We start from the raw sequence: 16,278 nt of genomic DNA on the forward strand, positions 1-16,278 counted from the left end.
CAGCGTTGCGCAGCGACCCGGCGGGCGCCGGGTCGAGGACCAGGCCGCCGGCGGCGTTGCTGCTGGCCGCGACCGCGGTGGTGGCGGGCACCTTCATCCCGCTGATCTATCTGGGGGAGCGCGCCCTGGATCGCGGTCTGGCCTTCGTGGTCGACGAGCTGTTCCAGCAGCGCACCGCCGAACTGGTGGCCCGCTCGCTGCTGCTGGTGGTGCTGGTCACCGCGGCCTGCGTGGTGCTCGGGGTGGGGCTGGCCGTGCTGGTCTCGCGCACCGACGTGCGCGGGCGCCGGGTGCTGGCCGTGGTCCTCACGCTGCCGCTGGCCATGCCGAGTTATCTGCTGGCGTTCCTGTGGGTTTCGCTGTTCCCGACGATCGGCGGGCTGTGGGGCTCGGCGCTGGTGCTGACCTTGGTCAGCTATCCGCTGGTGTTCCTGACCACCCTGGCGGCGCTGGCGCGGGTGGACCCCGCCCAAGAGGAGGTGGCGCGCTCGCTGGGCCACCACGGCCTGGCCGTGCTGTTCGGAGTCACGCTGCGGCAGGCGCGCCCGGCCATCTCCGCGGGCGCGTTGTTGGTGGCGCTGTACGTGCTCAGCGACTTCGGCGCGGTCGCGGCCATGCGCTACGAGGCGTTCACCTGGGTGATCTACGGCGCCTACCGCTCGGGGTTCAACCCGGCCCGGGCCGCGGTGCTCTCGCTGCTGCTGCTGGTGTTCGCGCTGGCGCTGGTGATCGCCGAACGCTGGGCCCGCGGGCACGCCGGCGCGCGGGTGGGGTCGGGGCTCTCGCGTCCGGCCCCGGTGCTGCGGCTGGGCCGCTGGCAGGGCCTGGCCATGGCCCCCGCGCTCGCGGTAGTCGTTGCGGCGCTGGTGATTCCGCTCTATGCGCTGTCGCGGTGGCTGACCGCCGGCGGGGTGCGCTGGGACGGCCGGGTGTGGTGGGACGCGCTGGGCGCCACGGTGTGGCTGTCGCTGGTCGCCGCGGTGGTCACCACCGTGGCCGCCCTACCGCTGGGGGTGCTGGCGGCCCGCTACCGCACGCCGGCGGCCCGCCTGTTGGAGAGCGCGAGCTACATCGCGCACGGCCTGCCGGGCATCGTCATCGCGATTGCGATGGTGTCGGTGGGCGTGCTGCTGCTGCGCCCGATCTATCAGCAGGAACCGCTGCTGATCCTGGCCTACGCGGTGCTGTTCATCCCGCTGGCGGTGGGTTCGGTGCGCTCGGCGGTCGAGTCGACGCCGCTGCGCACCGAGGAGGTGGCCCGCGCGTTGGGCCGCTCGCCGCTGCGCGCTTTCGCCACCGTGACCGCCCACGGTGCGGCCCCGGGCATTGCCGCCGGCGCCGCGCTGGTCCTGCTGAACTGCATGAAAGAGTTGCCCGTGACGTTGTTGCTGCACCCGACGGGGACCCAGACCCTGGCCACCCGACTGTGGGGACACAGCTTTGTCAGCGACTACGCAGGGGCCGCGCCCTACGCGGTGGGGCTGTTGGTGTTCGCCGCGATCCCGACGGCGCTGCTCGGTGTGTGGACCACCCGCCCGGCCGAGGTCGGACATGGCTGAGCGCGCCGCCGAGGTCACCGTCGCCGGGGTCACTAAATCGTTTGGTGCCCAACGGGTGTTGGGCGGTGTCGACCTGCGGGTGCCCGCCGGTACGACGACGGCGGTGCTGGGCCCGTCGGGCTGCGGGAAGACCACGTTGCTGCGCATCCTGGCCGGCTTCGAGGAACCGGACTCCGGCACCGTGCACATCGGCGGTTCTCCGGTGGCCGGGGCGGGCAGGTCGCTACCGGCGCATCGCCGTCGGGTCGGGCTGATGCCGCAGGAGGGGGCGCTGTTCCCGCACCGCAGCGTCGCCGGCAACATCGCCTTCGGGATGAACGGCATGGGCCGGGCGGAATCGGCTGCGGCGGTGCAGCACTGGCTGGAGCTGGTCGGGCTGAGCGGACTCGGTGACGCGCGTCCCGATCAGCTCTCCGGTGGTCAGCAGCAGCGGGTGGCGCTGGCCCGGGCGCTGGCGGCCCGGCCCCGGGTGCTGCTGCTCGACGAACCGTTCGCCGCACTCGATGCCGGGCTGCGGGTCCGCGTGCGCGAGGACATCGTCGCGATCCTGCGCGAGTCGCAGACCACCGCCATCCTGGTCACCCACGATCAGGGCGAGGCGCTGTCGCTGGCCGACACGGTGGCCGTGGTGCTCACCGGCACCGTCGCCCAGCAGGCCGCCCCGGCCGAGGTCTACGACCGGCCCGCCACCCTGGCGGTGGCCCGATTCGTCGGCGACACCGTCGAATTGACCGGCGACGTGCGCGCCGGGGTGGCGCACACCGCGCTCGGGGCGCATCCGGTGCGCACCGGCACGGCCGACGGACCGGCGGTCGTGGTGTTCCGCCCGGAGCAGCTACGCCTTGGATCCGACGACGGCGCGGTCGGGACTCTCACGGCGCGCCGGTTCTACGGCGCGCAGGTCGCGCTGCACGTGCGACTGGCCGACGGCACCCCGGTGGTCCTGCACGGGCCGCCGGCGACCGCGGTGCAGACCGGCGACGCGCTGCGGGTGCACGTCGACGGGACCGTGCTGGCCTATCCGCTACCAGCCGGTGGGCAGCGGGTGGCCCTCGGCGAAGCCGGCGGCTGACTGCACACCGAGCACCACCTTCTCGTGCAGTTCGGCCAGGGTCGACGCCCCGACGTAGGTGCACGTGCTGCGCACCCCGGAGGTGATGTGGTCCAGCAGGTCCTCGACGCCGCCGCGCTCGGGATCCAGCGCCATCCGGGAGGTCGAGATGCCCTCTTCGAACAGCGCCTTGCGAGCCCGGTCGAAGGCGCTGTCCCCGGCGGTGCGCGCCGCCACGGCCCGCTTGGAGGCCATCCCGTAGCTCTCCTTGTACGGGCGGTTCTCGCGGTCGCGCATCAGATCGCCCGGGGATTCGTAGGTCCCGGCGAACCAGGATCCGATCATCACGTTGGAGGCGCCGGCGGCCAGCGCCAGGGCGACGTCGCGCGGGTGCCGCACGCCGCCGTCGGCCCAGACGTGGGCGCCGAGTTCCTTTGCCGCCAAGGAGCATTCGTGGACCGCGGAGAACTGGGGGCGCCCGACGCCGGTCATCATCCGGGTGGTGCACATGGCGCCGGGACCCACCCCGACCTTGACGATCGAGGCGCCGGCGTTCACCAGGTCGCGCACCCCGTCGGCGGAGACCACGTTACCGGCGGCCAGCGGGAGCCCCAGATCCAGCGAGGCCACCGTCTTGATGGCGTCAAGCATCTTGACCTGATGGCCGTGGGCGGTGTCGACCACCAGCACGTCCACCCCGGCCTCGGCCAGGGCGCGGGCCTTGGCGCCGACGTCGCCGTTGATGCCGACGGCCCCGGCCACCCGCAGTCGGCCCCGGGCGTCGACGGCCGGGCTGTAGATGCCGGCGCGGATGGCGCCGGTGCGGGTCAGCACCCCGGCCAGGGTGCCGTCGGGCGCGGTGAGCACCGCGACGTCGATCGGCGCGTGCTCGAGCTTCTCGAACACCTCGCGCGGTTCGGTGCCCGCCGGGACGCTGATGAAGTCGGTGACGGCGATGTCGCGGACCCGGGAGAAGCGGTCGACCCCGACGCAGGCGGCCTCGGTGACCAGCCCGATGGGCCGGTTCTCGAACACCACGACCGCCACGCCGTGGGCCCGCTTGTGGATCAGCGCGGTGGCGTCGGAGACCGAGTCGTCCGGGCTCAGGATCACCGGCGTGTCCGCGATCAGGTCCCGGCTCTTGACGAAGTCCACGGTCTGCTGCACGGCGTCCATCGGCAGATCCTGGGGCAGCACGACGATCCCGCCACGGCGCGCGACGGTCTCGGCCATCCGCCGGCCGGCGACGGCGGTCATGTTCGCCACCACGACGGGGATGGTGGTGCCCGTCCCGTCGCTGGTGGACAGGTCCACGTCGAAGCGAGAGGTGACGTCGCTGCGGTTGGGAACGACGAAGACGTCGTCGTAGGTCAGGTCGTACGGCGGCTGGTGTCCGTTGAGAAACTGCACGTCACCGAGTGTAGTGGCGCGGCTCAGGCCTCGACTTCGCTGTGGTCGCCGCTCCACAGCGTGTGGAAGCGCTTCTCGCGGTCGGCGTCGATGCGGCCGTAGGTGTGGGCACCGAACAGGTCGCGCAGGCCCTGGGTCAGGGCCGCGGGCAGCCGCTCGGTGCGCAGGCCGTCGTAGTAGGACAGCGCGGAGCTGAACCCGGGGATCGGGATGCCCAGCGTGGTGGCGGTGCCCACGACGCGCCGCCAGCTGTCCACCGATTCCTCGATGGCGCTGCGGAAGTACGGCGCCGCGATCAGGGTGGGCAGATCCGGCTGGGCGTCGAAGGCCTCCTTGATCCGGTTGAGGAACTTCGCCCGGATGATGCAGCCGCCGCGCCAGATGGTCGCCAGATCGCCGGGGGTGACGTCCCAGCCGTACTCGTCGCTGCCGGCCTGGATCTGGTTGAAGCCCTGCGCATAGGCGATGATCTTCGAGGCGTACAGCGCCCGGCGGACGTCGGAGATGAATTGCTGTGCATCGGAGGGCTTTTCGCCGAGCCGGCCCGACGCCAGTCCGGTGGTCGCCTGGCGCTGGGCGACCGAGCCGGACAGCGCGCGGGCGAAGACGGCCTCGGCGATGCCGGTGACCGGGACCCCGAGATCCAGCGCCGACTTCACCGTCCAGCGCCCGGTGCCCTTCTGTTCGGCCTCGTCGAGGATGACGTCGACCAGCGGCTGGCCGGTCTTGGCGTCGATCTGCTGGAGCACCTCGGCGGTGATCTCGACCAGGAAGCTGTCCAGGTCCCCGGAGTTCCACTCGGTGAACACCTCGGCGATCTGCGGGGCGCTCATGTCCAGGCCGTCGCGCAGCAGCTGATAGGCCTCCCCGATGAGCTGCATGTCGGAGTATTCGATGCCGTTGTGCACCATCTTGACGAAGTGCCCGGCGCCGTCGGGTCCGATGTGGGTGCAGCACGGCACCCCGTCGACGTGCGCGGAGATCTCCTCGAGCAGCGGGCCCAGCGACTTGTAGGACTCGGCCGGCCCGCCCGGCATGATCGACGGGCCGTTCAGCGCGCCCTCCTCGCCGCCGGAAATGCCGGCGCCGACGAAGTGCAGGCCGCGCTCGGCCATGGCCTTCTCGCGACGGATGGTGTCGGTGTAGAGCGCGTTGCCGCCGTCGATGATGATGTCGCCCTGCTCCATCGCGTCGGCGAGTTCGTTGATGACGGCGTCGGTGGGCTCGCCGGCCTTGACCATGATCAGCACCCGGCGCGGACGCTCGAGCGCATCGAGGAATTCGGCGATGGTCTCGCTGCGGACGAACTTGCCGTCGCCACCGTGCTCGGCGAGCAGCGCGTCGGTCTTGGCGATCGAGCGGTTGTGCAGCGCGACTGTGTACCCGTGCCGGGCGAAGTTGCGTGCGATGTTCGAGCCCATGACGGCCAAGCCGGTGACCCCGATCTGGGCGGTGCCGGTGGTGGACTTCGGATCGGGGGCGGTCATGGAACACCTTTCGATTGAGTTGTCACGCAACAGTCTTGATAGCAGATCGGCCCGGTCAGCCGGTGAGCAGGCGCCGCAACTCGGTCAACCAGGGCACCGCGACGGCGAGGGTGGGCACCACCAGGACCGCTGCGGCGCTCACGTAGGCGGCGGCCGCGAGCGCGGCGCTGTTGGGTTGGCCGGCCAGGCGGCGCACCCGCAGCAGCGTGGTGGGGCCGCCGGCGGACAGCGCGCCGGCCGGGGTGTGCCCGCCGGCGCAGGCCACCAGGGCGCGGCCCAGGGGAGCGGGACCGGCGGCGCGCACGGCGGCGTCGTCGGCCAGCAATTCGATGAGCAGGCGCACCGCGTCCAGGGCGCTGCCGCTGCGGACGAACCGCGGGAAGGCGGCGTGCACCGCGGTGAACGCCTCGAGTACCAGGTCGTGGCGCGCGCGCAGGTGGGCCTGTTCGTGGGCGAGGATCGCGGTGACCTCGGGATCGGCCAGGTGGGTCAGCGTGCCCTCGGAGAGCACCACGCGGCTGCGCACCCCCGGCAGGCAGTAGGCCAGCGGCTGATCGACGTCGAGGATGCGCAACTCACCGGTGCGGGCGCGGACGCGAGCCGCGCGCGATTCATGGTTCACGCCAAGCAGATCCACCAGCATCCGGTGGTGCGCGCGGCGGCGCCGGGTGGCGATCGCCACGCCGACGATCGAGACGATCAGGCGCGCGCCCACCAGCAAGGTCACCGCGAACGCGGTCATGTAGAGGAGCCAGAGCGGCCAGCCGAGCCGCTCGATCTCCGCGCCGATCGAACGCACGGGGCGACCGTCAGGTCCGACGTGCAACAGGCGGCTGGCGATGGCGATGCCGGCGCTGAATGTGGACAGGACGGCGGCGATCGCGATGGCCTGCCAGAGCACCACCGCGGCCCGCGGCGCCCGCTGCGGCCACTGCGCCCGTGCCAGCACGGCCGGCACGGGACCGACCAGCAGCACAGCAAGAAGGGCGAAGGCCAGCGCGGACACGCTGACAGTGTCTCTTAGTCGGCGGCGGTTTCGCCAGCAGGCCCTGTCAGGCCATGTTTCGCTTCCAGTTCGGCCAGCGCGCGGCGCAGCGCGTCGGCTTCCTCGGAGCCCACCCGTTCGACGAAGTGCACCAGCGCGGCGCGGCGGCTGCCGCTGTCGGAGGCCTGGTCCAACGCGTCGACCATCAGCCGGGCCACCAGTTCGTCGCGCCCGTGCGCGGGGGCATAGCGGTGGGCGCGGTCGTCGCGGTGCTGCACCACGAGGTGCTTCTTGGCGAGCCGCTGCAACACCGTCATCACGGTGGTGTAGGCCAGATCCCGGTGCTCACACAGGGCCTCGTGCACCTGTCGCACCGTCTGGGGCTCAGGCGCGGACCACAGACGGTCCATGACCGCCTGCTCCAGTTCTCCTAAACGCGCCGTCTTTGCCATGATCCGTTCATCTCCATCAGGGATGTGGCAAGCGTACCTGCCATTACTACCCAGCGTCGTATGTCCGTCGCCCTGGACGGCGACCGCCGTGCCGGTCCGGCCATTCCTCATCCTCGGATACCGCCTAGTACAGGCAATATTGTCGCCCCTTCCGGTGATCGGGCCCTGATGTGAGAGCGGTCACAGGGTGCCTACCGCGGGCCAGACATGCTTTTATGGTTAGGCTTACCTAATCACATGAAGGAGGTGCTGTGACTGCTGTAGTCGACGATCCGTTGATCGCGGGGATGGCGATACGACGTGTACTGCCGCTCCATGAGTCCAGCCGCCGGCTCCGGAACCTGTATCCGGAATGCCCGCGCGTGTACGGCGTCGCCGTGATGGGCGATGTGTCCAAGCGACGGTGGTGGCCGCTGGCGTCGGCCCTGAGCGGTGAGCGGCTCGATCTGATGTTCCACGCCGCTGCCATGGAGATGGACAGCCGCACGACCGCCGCCCAGCAGTTGGCCGCCACGCTGGCCCACGCGGTGATCGGCCGGGTGGTCGCGCTCGTGGTGCTGGAAGGCCGCGCCTGGGACACCGGCCTGGAGAACCTCTGGGTCCACGTCGATTCCGAGGGTGCCATCGACTGGCTCGGCGTGGTGGATCCGACGCTGCGGGTGTTGCCCGACGATCCCTGCGCGTCGACGTCCCACTCGGTCGAAGGGGTGGTGGAACTGCCCAGCGAGGCGGCGCTGGCCACCTGGATCGCTCATCGCTGCCACCGGACGCTGGCGCCGCTGTTCGCGCGGTTGCACGAGGTCAGCGGCGGTGCGGTGAGTATCGCGTCGATGTGGCACACCGTCGGGACCGCGATCGTGGTCGCCGCGACCCAGGTGCCGCATCTGGCGGGCTCGAGCGAGGTCATCGGAATGCGCCGTGGCCAAGCGGTTCTCGACGCGCTGGTGGGATTCGGGCTGCCGGTGCGCGGCCGTTCGACCCTGGGCGGGGTGCCCGCGGCCCAGTCCCGGCAGAATCTTCGCGCCATTCGCGGGGAAGGTCTTGCCAAATTAGGACAGCCTTGCCTATCCTGATGAGCATGAGCTACCGGACCGCGCCGGAGTCCTGAGGGCTGCAGAGACCCCCGGTCCATCGAAGGCGAGCCCCGTGCCACATTGGCACGGGGCTCGCCGCTTTCTCGGGTGCGACGGTGTAGACAAGTACCGTGCAACAAACACCCGCGGGGTTCCCGGACGGATTCGGGTCGCCCTTCGACAACGAACTGGGCCTGGTCTTCACCGACGTCACGCCCGACGGCATCACCGCGCAACTCGAGGTCAAGCCGACCCTGCTGCAACCCATGGGCATCGTGCACGGCGGCGTGTACTGCGCGATCATCGAATCGGTCGCGAGCACGTCGGCGTTCGTGTGGCTGGCCGAGCACGGCGGCGGCAACGTCGTCGGCGTCAACAACAACACCGATTTCCTGCGCGCCATCTCGGCGGGCACGGTCTACGCCGAGTCCGAGCCGCTGCATCGCGGCCGGCGCCAGCAGCTGTGGGTCGTGACCATCCGCGACGAGAAGGATCGGGTGGTCGCGCGCGGTCAGGTGCGGCTGCAGAACCTCGACGCCTGAGGGGAATTGCCTCAGGGGAATTGCCCGCGGGTGTGAGTGCTGCCGGATGGCCGCGGGCGTGGCAGGATCGCTGCCTATGCGCCTGACACCGCATGAGACCGACCGCCTGCTGCTGTCCTATGCCGCCGAACTCGCGCGGCGCCGACAGGCCCGCGGGTGCAAGCTCAACCACCCGGAGGCCGTGGCGATCATCACCGACCATCTGCTCGAGGGCGCCCGCGACGGCCGCACGGTGGCCGAGCTGATGGTCAGCGGCACCGCCGTGCTCACCCGCGACGACGTCATGGAGGGCATCCCGGAGATGCTGCAGGACGTGCAGGTCGAGGCCACCTTCCCCGACGGCACCAAGCTGGTGACCGTGCACCACCCGATCGCGTGAACCCGTCCGTGCTGCCCGGGGAGATCCTGCTGGGATCGGGCGCCATCGAGATCAACGCCGGCGCCGAACGCCTCGAACTCGAGATCGTCAACACCGGGGACCGGCCCGTGCAGGTGGGCAGCCATGTGCATCTGCCGCAGGCCAATTCGGCCCTCTCCTTCGACCGGGCCGCCGCCCGGGGCTACCGCTTCGATATCGCCGCGGGCACCGCGGTGCGGTTCGAACCCGGCGTGTCGCGCCGGGTTCGGCTGGTCCCGTTGCGCGGCACCCGCGAGGTGCACGGCCTGAGTCTCGACCCGCCGGGAAGGCTGAGCAACCCATGACCGAACTGACCCGGCAGCGCTACGCCGACCTGTTCGGCCCGACGGTCGGCGACCGCATCCGGCTGGCGGACACCGACCTGCTGATCGAGATCACCGAGGACCGCAGCGGCGGGCCGGGACACGCCGGTGACGAGGCCGTCTTCGGCGGCGGCAAGGTGCTGCGCGAGTCGATGGGCCAGGGCCGGGCCACCCGGGCCGACGGCGCCCCCGACACCGTCATCACCGGTGCGGTGATCCTGGATCACTGGGGAATCATCAAGGCCGACATCGGGATCCGTGACGGTCGGATCGTGGCCATCGGCAAGGCCGGCAACCCCGACATCATGTCCGGCGTGCATCCGGACCTGGTGGTGGGTCCGTCGACCGAGATCATCGCGGGCAACGGCCGCATCCTCACCGCCGGGGCCATCGACTGCCACGTGCACCTGATCTGTCCGCAGATCATGGCCGAGGCGCTCGGTGGCGGCATCACCACGCTCATCGGCGGCGGCACCGGCCCCGCGGAGGGCAGCAAGGCCACCACCGTCACCCCGGGCGCCTGGCACCTGGCCCGCATGCTCGAGTCCCTGGACTCCTGGCCGATGAACATCGTGCTGCTGGGCAAGGGCAATACCGTCAGCGCCGAGGCCATGTGGGAGCAGTTGCGCGCCGGCGCCGCGGGATTCAAGCTGCACGAGGACTGGGGGACCACTCCGGCGGCCATCGACGCGTGCCTGACCGTGTGCGATGCGGCCGGGGTGCAGGCCGCGATCCACACCGACACCCTCAACGAGATGGGCTTCGTCGAGGACACCCTCGCCGCCATCGGCGGGCGGTCCATTCACGCCTACCACACCGAGGGCGCCGGCGGCGGGCACGCGCCGGACATCATCACCGTGGCCGCCGAACCCTACGTGCTGCCCAGTTCGACCAACCCGACCCGCCCGCACACCGTCAACACCCTCGACGAGCACCTGGACATGCTGATGGTCTGCCATCACCTCAAGCCCAGCGTCGCCGAGGATCTGGCGTTCGCGGAGAGCCGGATCCGGCCGTCGACCATCGCCGCCGAGGACCTGCTGCACGACCTGGGCGCGATCTCGATGATCGGCAGTGACGCACAGGCCATGGGCCGCATCGGCGAGGTGGTGCTGCGCACCTGGCAGACCGCCCACGTCATGAAGCGCCGCCGCGGCGCGCTGCCCGGCGATCCGGCCGGTCCCCCGGGCAACGACAACCTGCGGGCCCGCCGCTACGTGGCCAAGTACACGATTTGCCCGGCCGTCGCGCACGGCCTCGACGACGAGATCGGCTCGGTGGAGGTCGGCAAGCTCGCCGACCTGGTGCTCTGGGAGCCGGCCTTCTTCGGGGTGCGCCCGCACGCGGTGCTCAAGGGCGGCATGATCGCCTGGGCCGCGATGGGCGACGCCAACGCCTCGATCCCCACCCCGCAACCGGTGTTGCCGCGCCCGATGTTCGGCGCCGCGCCGGCGGCCGCGGCGGCCACCTCGCTGCATTTCGTCGCGCCGCAGGCCCTCGAGGACGGCCTGGCCGACCGCCTCGACGTCCGGCGCCGACTGGCCGCGGTCAAGGACGTCCGCCGGGTCGGCAAGGCCGACCTGCCCAACAACGACGCCATGCCGCGCATCGAGGTGGAGCCCGACACCTTCACCGTGCGCATCGACGGCGAGGTCTGGCAGGAACAGCCCGCCGCCGAATTGCCCATGGCACAACGCTATTTCCTGTTCTGACCCATGGCTCAGCTGACCACCCTGCTCGCGCTGGCCGACTCCCGGCTGCCGACGGGAGGTCATGTGCACTCCGGTGGCATCGAGGAGGCGATCGCCGGCGGGCTGGTGTGCGATGCGGCCACGGTGGCGGCCTACCTGCGCCGGCGGATCCGCACCCACGGGCTGGTCACGGCCTCGCTGGCCGTCGCCACCCAGACCGGGGCCCTGGACCTCGAGCGGGCCGACGCCGAGACCGATGCCCGGACCCCGGCGCCGGCGGCCCGGGCGGCCTCGCGCAGCCAGGGCCGCGGCCTGCTGCGGCTGGCGCGGCGGGTCTGGCCGCAGCAGCCGTGGGCGGCACTGGGCCGCGAACCGCACCTGTCGGTGGTGGCCGGGATGGTCGGCCGGGCCACCGAGTTGCCGCCGGACCACACCGCGCTGGCGCTGGTGTACACCACCATGACCGGGTCGGCCACGGCCGCGCAGCGCCTGTTGGCGCTGGACCCGGCCGACGTCGCGGCGCTGACCTTCGAGCTGGCCGGGCTGTGTGAGCAGACCGCGGCCGAGGCCGCAGCCGGGCCGGCCGAGCTGTCCGATCCGCTGCTCGACGCGCTGGCCCAACGCCACGCCCACCGCGACCGGCCGCTGTTCGCCTCCTGAAACCCGCACCGCAGTAAGGAATCCCATGCCCCCACATCTGCTCGACGGTCAACCGCACGTCCACCGCGAGCGGCCCCGCCGCGTGCGCCGGCCCGGCGAACCGCTGCGCATCGGCGTCGGCGGACCGGTGGGCTCGGGCAAGACCGCGCTGGTCGCCGCGCTGTGCCGGCAACTGCGCGACGAACTCTCGCTGGCCGTGCTGACCAACGACATCTACACCACCGAGGACGCCGACTTCCTGCGCCGGCACGCCGTGCTGCCCGACGACCGGATCGCCGCCGTGCAGACCGGCGGGTGCCCGCACACCGCCATCCGCGACGACATCACCGCCAATCTCGATGCGATCGAAGACCTGATCGCCGCGCACGAGGACCTCGATCTGATCCTGGTCGAGTCCGGCGGCGACAACCTGACCGCGACCTTCTCCGCCGGGCTGGTGGACGTGCAGATCTTCGTCGTCGACGTAGCCGGCGGCGACAAGGTGCCGCGCAAGGGTGGACCCGGGGTGACCTTCTCGGATCTGTTGGTGGTCAACAAGACCGACCTGGCCCCGCTGGTCGGCGCCGACCTCGACGTGATGCGCCGCGACGCCGCCGCCGTCCGCACGGGCCGGCCCACCGAGCTGATCAGCCTGACCGAGGACCCGTCGGCCGCGGCCGTGCTCGGCTGGGTTCGCACGCAGCTGAGCGCACCGGTGCCCACTGGATGATGGACTCCCACATCCTGGTGGTGGCCCGGCCGGATCGACTGCCGCACATCGAGTCTCGCGGCGGTATCGTCGGGCGGCGCACCGGTGCGGACACCGTGCACCTGGTGTCCTCGGCCGCCACCCCGCTGGGCGGCGACCGCATCACCGTGCGGGTGGTCGTCGAGGCCGGCGCCGTGCTGCGGCTGCGCAGCGTCGCGGCGGCCATCGCGCTGCCCGGCCCGGCGACGCCGATCTCGCATGCCGCGCTGGAGCTGCACGCCGAGGGCGACCTCGACGTCGACCTGCAGCCCACGCTGGTCGCCGGCGGCGCCGAGCATCACGCCGCGCTGACCGCCTGCGTCGGCGGTACCGGGGTGCTGCGGGTGCGCGAACGCGTCCAGATTGGCAGATCCGGTGAGCGCGCGGGCTATTGGAGCTCGACGACGCGGGCCGACGTGTCGGGTCGGCCGTTGCTGCGCCACCGGGTGGACCTCGGTTCCGGCGCGGTGGGCGACGACGCGCTGGGCGCGCCCCGCGCGGCGATCAGCGAACTGAGCTACCCGGGCGGACCCAGGCACCATCGGCACGGGGCCACGGTGCTCGAACTGGCGGCCGGGGGAGCGCTGAGCACCTGGCAGGGCGAGGCGCTCCCGGCCTAACGCGAAGACTGTTAGCTGGCGGCCTTTTCGTCCTCGGCCGCGGCCGCGATCTCCTCGAGTTGCTCGATCCGGGTGCGGGCGAAGGCCTGCTGCTCGGTGATGGTGAGCTGACCGCGCTGGCGGGCGAGGAACGTCGTGGCCCAGGACAGCAGCGTGGCGATCTTGGTCTTGAAGCCGACCAGGTAGATCAGGTGCAGGAACAGCCACGCCAACCAGGCGATGTAGCCGCCGAATTCGAGCTTGCCGACCTTGGCCACCGCGGAGTACTTCGACACCGTGGCCATCGACCCCTTGTCGAAATAGCTGAACGGTTCGCGGGTCGACCGGTCGGCGCCGCCGAGTTCGGCCTTGATCAGGTTCGCGGCGTACTTGCCGCCCTGGATCGCGCCCTGGGCCTGGCCCGGCACACCCTCGACGGCCATCATGTCGCCGACGACGAACACGTTGGGGTGTCCGGGGATGCTCAGGTCCGGCAACACCTTGACCCGCCCGGCGCGGTCGAGTTCGACACCGGACTGCTTGGCCAGGTCGCGGCCCAGCGGGCTCGCCGAGACGCCGGCCGACCACACCTTGCAGGCCGATTCGATGCGCTTGGTGGAGCCGTCCTTGTACTTGACCACCAGGCCGTTGCGGTCCACGTCGGTCACCATGGCGTCGAGTTGGATCTCGACGCCCATCTTCTCCAACCGGTTCTGGGCCTTCTTGCCCAGCTTCTCACCCATCGGCGGCAACACCTGACCGGCGCCCTCGATGAGGATGACGTGCGCCTCGGTCGGGTCGATGTGCCGGAACGCGCCGCGCAGCGTGTCGTCGGCCAACTCGGCGATCTGCCCGGCCATCTCGACGCCGGTGGGGCCCGCGCCGACCACCACGAAGGTCAGCAGCTTCGACCGGCGGACCGGATCGCTGGACCGCTCGGCCTGCTCGAAGGCGCCCAGGATGCGCCCGCGCAGTTCCAGCGCGTCGTCGATGGTCTTCATGCCCGGGGCCCATTCGGCGAAATGGTCGTTGCCGAAATAGGACTGGCCCGCGCCGGCCGCCACGATCAGCGAGTCATACGGCGTGCGGTAGGTGTGGCCGAGCAGCACCGAATCGACGGTCTGGTTCTCCAGGTCGATGTGGGTGACCTCGCCCAGCAGCACCTGGGCATTGCGCTGCTTGCGCAGGATCAGCCGGGTCGGCGGGGCGATCTCGCCCTCGGAGATGATGCCCGTGGCCACCTGGTAGAGCAGCGGCTGGAACAGGTGATGGGTGGTCTTGGCGATCAGCTTGACGTCGACATCGGCGCGCTTGAGCTTCTTGGCAGCGGTCAGGCCACCGAACCCTGACCCGATGATGACGACTTTATGCCGATCGGAGGGCGTTGCTCCGGGATGGCTCACAATTGGCTCCTCGACAAGGGACACATCGGAAGTACCCCTTCACCGTAGTCGTCGGCGTCAACTCGGGCCTACCGAGATATCAGTTTGCCAGCACCGCCCGGACCGCCTGGCCGACCGAGGCGATGACGCCGGGGGTGTAGAACGGCAGGTTGAAGATGATGCCGTCGACGCCGGCGTCGAGCACCTTGGTTTTGATCTGCTCGGCGATGGCCTCCGGACCGCCGATGGCGGTGTTGCCGCGGATGGCCTCGGGCAGCGCGTCGGGGGAGCCGTTCTCGTCGACGATCACCGTGATCAACATGCTGGTCTCGAGCGTCGCGGGATCGCGGTCGATGTCCTCGCACCGGCGGCGCACCACGTCGATCTTGTGCGGGAGCGCATCGAACGAGGTGATGAGGTTGAGGTGGTCGAAGTGCTTGGCCGCCAACGGAATGGTCTTCTTCTCACCGCTGCCGCCGATCATCAGCGGGATGTGGTCGCGGTAGCGCGGATTGGCGAACGCCTCGCTGGTCTTGTAGTACTTGCCGTCGACACTGGGCCGCTCGCCGGCCAGCATCGGCAGGATGATCTGCAACGCCTCGCCGAGCTTGTCGAAACGTTCGGTGAACGTGCCGAATTCGAAGCCGAGTTGCTGGTGTTCGAGTTCGAACCAGCCGGTGCCGATGCCCAGGATCGCCCGGCCGGCGCTGACCACGTCCAGCGTGGTGATCGCCTTGGCCAGCAGCGTCGGGTTGCGGTAGGTGTTGCCGGTGACCAGGGTGCCCAGCTGTACGTTCTCGGTCGCGGTGGCCAGCGCCCCGAGTGCCGTATACGCCTCGAGCATCGGCTGATCCGGCGATCCCAGCATGGGCAGCTGATAGAAGTGGTCCATCACGAACACGGCGTCGAAGCCCGCCTCGTCGGCCTCGCGGGCCTGCGCGAGCACGGTCGGGAACAGCTGTTCGATACCGGCGTCGTCGGAGAATTTCGGGATCTGGAGGCCGAGTTTGATCGTCACGGTTCGACCCTACTCGCCGCCCCGGGGGACGCTCAGCCGAAATGCGCGGGCACACCGCTGCTGACGTGCAGGGTCTGGCCGGTGACTTGCCGGGCCGACGGCGAGGTCAGGAACAGGCTCAACCGGGCGATCTCGCCGGCCACCGAGGGGGAGACGGTGGTCAGGCCCTCGTAACCCGGCTCGGTGCCGCGCCCGGTGGCCACGACGTTGACCGTGATGCCGCGGGTGCCCCACTGGGTGGCCTGCCCGGCGGTCCAGTCCGCCAGCGCCGCCTTGACGGCGGCCGCGGCGCTGCCCTCGCGCGGGGTTTCCGGGACGACGCTGATGATCGAGCCGCCGGAGCGCAGATGGTCGCCGATGGTCTGCAGCGTCAACACCGGGGCCAGCACGGTGGCGTCGAGCTCCCGGTGCCAGGCCGTCGCGTGCTGGGCGGGGGTGAAGGTGCGCGGGTCGCCGGCCTCGTGCCGGGGCGCGGGGACGTTGACGATGGTGTCGAGGTGACGCGGGAACGACGGGCGGGCCTCGGCCAGGGCCGCGGGGTCGGTCGGATCGCAGACGATGCAGTTGACCTCGAGTTCCTTGGCGGCGATCTCCAGTTCGTCGCGGCGGGCCCCGGAGATGACGACGTTGTGTCCGGCATCGCGGAATTCCTCGGCGACTGCGCGACCCAGCTCGGTATCTCCGCCGGTAACCAGCACCTCCATCGCCATGACCTCTCCTGTCGTGTTCACCGCTGAACCCCAGTAGCGCCATTCGCTAGTCGATCGTGGCACACCGTAAGGGCCGGTGCCTGGGGTTTCCGTGCGTGACGGCGTCGACCGCCAGCAATGTTACTGGACAGTAGCTAGAGGACGAAACTCGACGCGGCCACGATCGCGACACAATCCGGCCCGGCGGGGCCGTCAAAACGCGCGAAATCGGC

The 16,278-nt window shown here is 70.8% G+C and carries 17 protein-coding genes; 10 read left to right on the forward strand and 7 right to left on the reverse strand.

Annotation, left to right across the window (positions count from 1 at the left end):
* Positions 1 to 5 precede the first annotated feature (5 nt).
* Together EL338_RS11250 and EL338_RS11255 are read left to right on the forward strand one after the other, a co-directional pair.
* Entirely contained in the window at positions 6 to 1,559 is a 1,554-nt protein-coding gene (locus EL338_RS11250; protein ID WP_163792123.1) for an ABC transporter permease, read from the forward strand.
* Positions 1,552 to 2,631: an ABC transporter ATP-binding protein gene (locus EL338_RS11255; protein WP_126333827.1), complete on the forward strand. Its 1,080-nt coding sequence runs from the start codon at positions 1,552 to 1,554 to the stop codon at positions 2,629 to 2,631. The genes EL338_RS11250 and EL338_RS11255 overlap by 8 nt, the downstream gene beginning before the upstream one ends.
* Here the strand turns inward: EL338_RS11255 and EL338_RS11260 are convergent.
* Genes EL338_RS11260 through EL338_RS11275 form a run of 4 tightly spaced genes read right to left on the reverse strand, consistent with a single transcriptional unit; the run spans position 2,584 to position 6,944 of the window.
* A complete protein-coding gene (locus EL338_RS11260) occupies positions 2,584 to 4,020 on the reverse strand; it encodes a GuaB1 family IMP dehydrogenase-related protein (protein WP_126333828.1) in 1,437 nt (478 codons plus the stop codon). The genes EL338_RS11255 and EL338_RS11260 overlap by 48 nt on opposite strands.
* Before the next feature lie 23 nt (positions 4,021 to 4,043).
* Positions 4,044 to 5,507 (reverse strand): NADP-dependent phosphogluconate dehydrogenase, encoded by a 1,464-nt coding sequence (gene gnd / locus EL338_RS11265; protein ID WP_126333829.1) that lies wholly within the window; start codon positions 5,505 to 5,507, stop codon positions 4,044 to 4,046.
* 55 nt (positions 5,508 to 5,562) lie between these two features.
* Positions 5,563 to 6,513, reverse strand: a complete 951-nt coding sequence (locus EL338_RS11270) for a M56 family metallopeptidase (protein ID WP_126333830.1) — start codon at positions 6,511 to 6,513, stop codon at positions 5,563 to 5,565.
* 14 nt (positions 6,514 to 6,527) lie between these two features.
* Positions 6,528 to 6,944, reverse strand: coding sequence for a BlaI/MecI/CopY family transcriptional regulator (locus tag EL338_RS11275; protein WP_126333831.1), 417 nt, complete (start codon positions 6,942 to 6,944; stop codon positions 6,528 to 6,530).
* Positions 6,945 to 7,195: 251 nt separating this feature from the next.
* Between EL338_RS11275 and EL338_RS11280 the strand changes: the two genes are divergently transcribed.
* The 8 genes from EL338_RS11280 to EL338_RS11315 all read left to right on the forward strand — a co-directional run bounded on the left by EL338_RS11280 (position 7,196) and on the right by EL338_RS11315 (position 12,977).
* Positions 7,196 to 8,017, forward strand: coding sequence for an iron reductase (locus EL338_RS11280; protein WP_235666444.1), 822 nt, complete (start codon positions 7,196 to 7,198; stop codon positions 8,015 to 8,017).
* 131 nt (positions 8,018 to 8,148) lie between these two features.
* A complete protein-coding gene (locus EL338_RS11285; protein ID WP_126333832.1) occupies positions 8,149 to 8,559 on the forward strand; it encodes a PaaI family thioesterase in 411 nt (136 codons plus the stop codon).
* Positions 8,560 to 8,635: 76 nt separating this feature from the next.
* Positions 8,636 to 8,938, forward strand: coding sequence for an urease subunit gamma (locus tag EL338_RS11290; protein WP_126333833.1), 303 nt, complete (start codon positions 8,636 to 8,638; stop codon positions 8,936 to 8,938).
* Positions 8,939 to 8,946: 8 nt separating this feature from the next.
* Positions 8,947 to 9,261: an urease subunit beta gene (locus EL338_RS11295; protein WP_126336810.1), complete on the forward strand. Its 315-nt coding sequence runs from the start codon at positions 8,947 to 8,949 to the stop codon at positions 9,259 to 9,261.
* Positions 9,258 to 10,991: an urease subunit alpha gene (locus EL338_RS11300; RefSeq protein WP_126333834.1), complete on the forward strand. Its 1,734-nt coding sequence runs from the start codon at positions 9,258 to 9,260 to the stop codon at positions 10,989 to 10,991. Before EL338_RS11295 ends, EL338_RS11300 begins: the two co-directional genes overlap by 4 nt.
* 3 nt (positions 10,992 to 10,994) lie before the next feature.
* Complete coding sequence (locus EL338_RS11305) at positions 10,995 to 11,630, forward strand: urease accessory protein UreF (RefSeq protein WP_126333835.1); 636 nt, start codon at positions 10,995 to 10,997, stop codon at positions 11,628 to 11,630.
* Between the two features lie 25 nt (positions 11,631 to 11,655).
* Positions 11,656 to 12,339: an urease accessory protein UreG gene (ureG, locus tag EL338_RS11310; protein WP_126333836.1), complete on the forward strand. Its 684-nt coding sequence runs from the start codon at positions 11,656 to 11,658 to the stop codon at positions 12,337 to 12,339.
* Positions 12,339 to 12,977 carry an urease accessory protein UreD gene (locus EL338_RS11315; RefSeq protein ID WP_126336811.1) on the forward strand — a complete coding sequence of 213 codons (639 nt, stop codon included), beginning with the start codon at positions 12,339 to 12,341 and terminating at the stop codon, positions 12,975 to 12,977. Before ureG ends, EL338_RS11315 begins: the two co-directional genes overlap by 1 nt.
* A gap of 11 nt (positions 12,978 to 12,988) precedes the next feature.
* Here the strand turns inward: EL338_RS11315 and EL338_RS11320 are convergent, their stop codons facing one another.
* The 3 genes from EL338_RS11320 to EL338_RS11330 all read right to left on the reverse strand — a co-directional run bounded on the left by EL338_RS11320 (position 12,989) and on the right by EL338_RS11330 (position 16,066).
* Positions 12,989 to 14,359 carry a type II NADH:quinone oxidoreductase Ndh gene (locus EL338_RS11320; protein ID WP_126333837.1) on the reverse strand — a complete coding sequence of 457 codons (1,371 nt, stop codon included), beginning with the start codon at positions 14,357 to 14,359 and terminating at the stop codon, positions 12,989 to 12,991.
* A gap of 79 nt (positions 14,360 to 14,438) precedes the next feature.
* The gene (locus EL338_RS11325; protein WP_126333838.1) at positions 14,439 to 15,356 is read right to left on the reverse strand and encodes an LLM class F420-dependent oxidoreductase; all 918 of its coding nucleotides are present in this window, start codon (positions 15,354 to 15,356) and stop codon (positions 14,439 to 14,441) included.
* Between the two features lie 32 nt (positions 15,357 to 15,388).
* Positions 15,389 to 16,066, reverse strand: a complete 678-nt coding sequence (locus EL338_RS11330) for an SDR family oxidoreductase (RefSeq protein ID WP_179967269.1) — start codon at positions 16,064 to 16,066, stop codon at positions 15,389 to 15,391.
* Positions 16,067 to 16,278: the final 212 nt, after the last annotated feature.

This window comes from Mycolicibacterium chitae (assembly GCF_900637205.1).
Taxonomy (GTDB): Bacteria; Actinomycetota; Actinomycetes; order Mycobacteriales; family Mycobacteriaceae; genus Mycobacterium; species Mycobacterium chitae.

Excerpts from the sequence above, each read along its gene's own strand:
- ureG (WP_126333836.1), top strand. The coding sequence starts at position 11,656 with ATGCCCCCACATCTGCTCGACGGTCAACCGCACGTCCACCGCGAGCGG.
- EL338_RS11315 (WP_126336811.1), top strand. The coding sequence starts at position 12,339 with ATGGACTCCCACATCCTGGTGGTGGCCCGGCCGGATCGACTGCCGCAC.
- EL338_RS11255 (WP_126333827.1), top strand. The coding sequence starts at position 1,552 with ATGGCTGAGCGCGCCGCCGAGGTCACCGTCGCCGGGGTCACTAAATCG.
- EL338_RS11305 (WP_126333835.1), top strand. The coding sequence starts at position 10,995 with ATGGCTCAGCTGACCACCCTGCTCGCGCTGGCCGACTCCCGGCTGCCG.
- EL338_RS11290 (WP_126333833.1), top strand. The coding sequence starts at position 8,636 with ATGCGCCTGACACCGCATGAGACCGACCGCCTGCTGCTGTCCTATGCC.
- EL338_RS11300 (WP_126333834.1), top strand. The coding sequence starts at position 9,258 with ATGACCGAACTGACCCGGCAGCGCTACGCCGACCTGTTCGGCCCGACG.
- gnd (WP_126333829.1), bottom strand. The coding sequence starts at position 5,507 with ATGACCGCCCCCGATCCGAAGTCCACCACCGGCACCGCCCAGATCGGG.
- EL338_RS11330 (WP_179967269.1), bottom strand. The coding sequence starts at position 16,066 with ATGGCGATGGAGGTGCTGGTTACCGGCGGAGATACCGAGCTGGGTCGC.
- EL338_RS11275 (WP_126333831.1), bottom strand. The coding sequence starts at position 6,944 with ATGGCAAAGACGGCGCGTTTAGGAGAACTGGAGCAGGCGGTCATGGAC.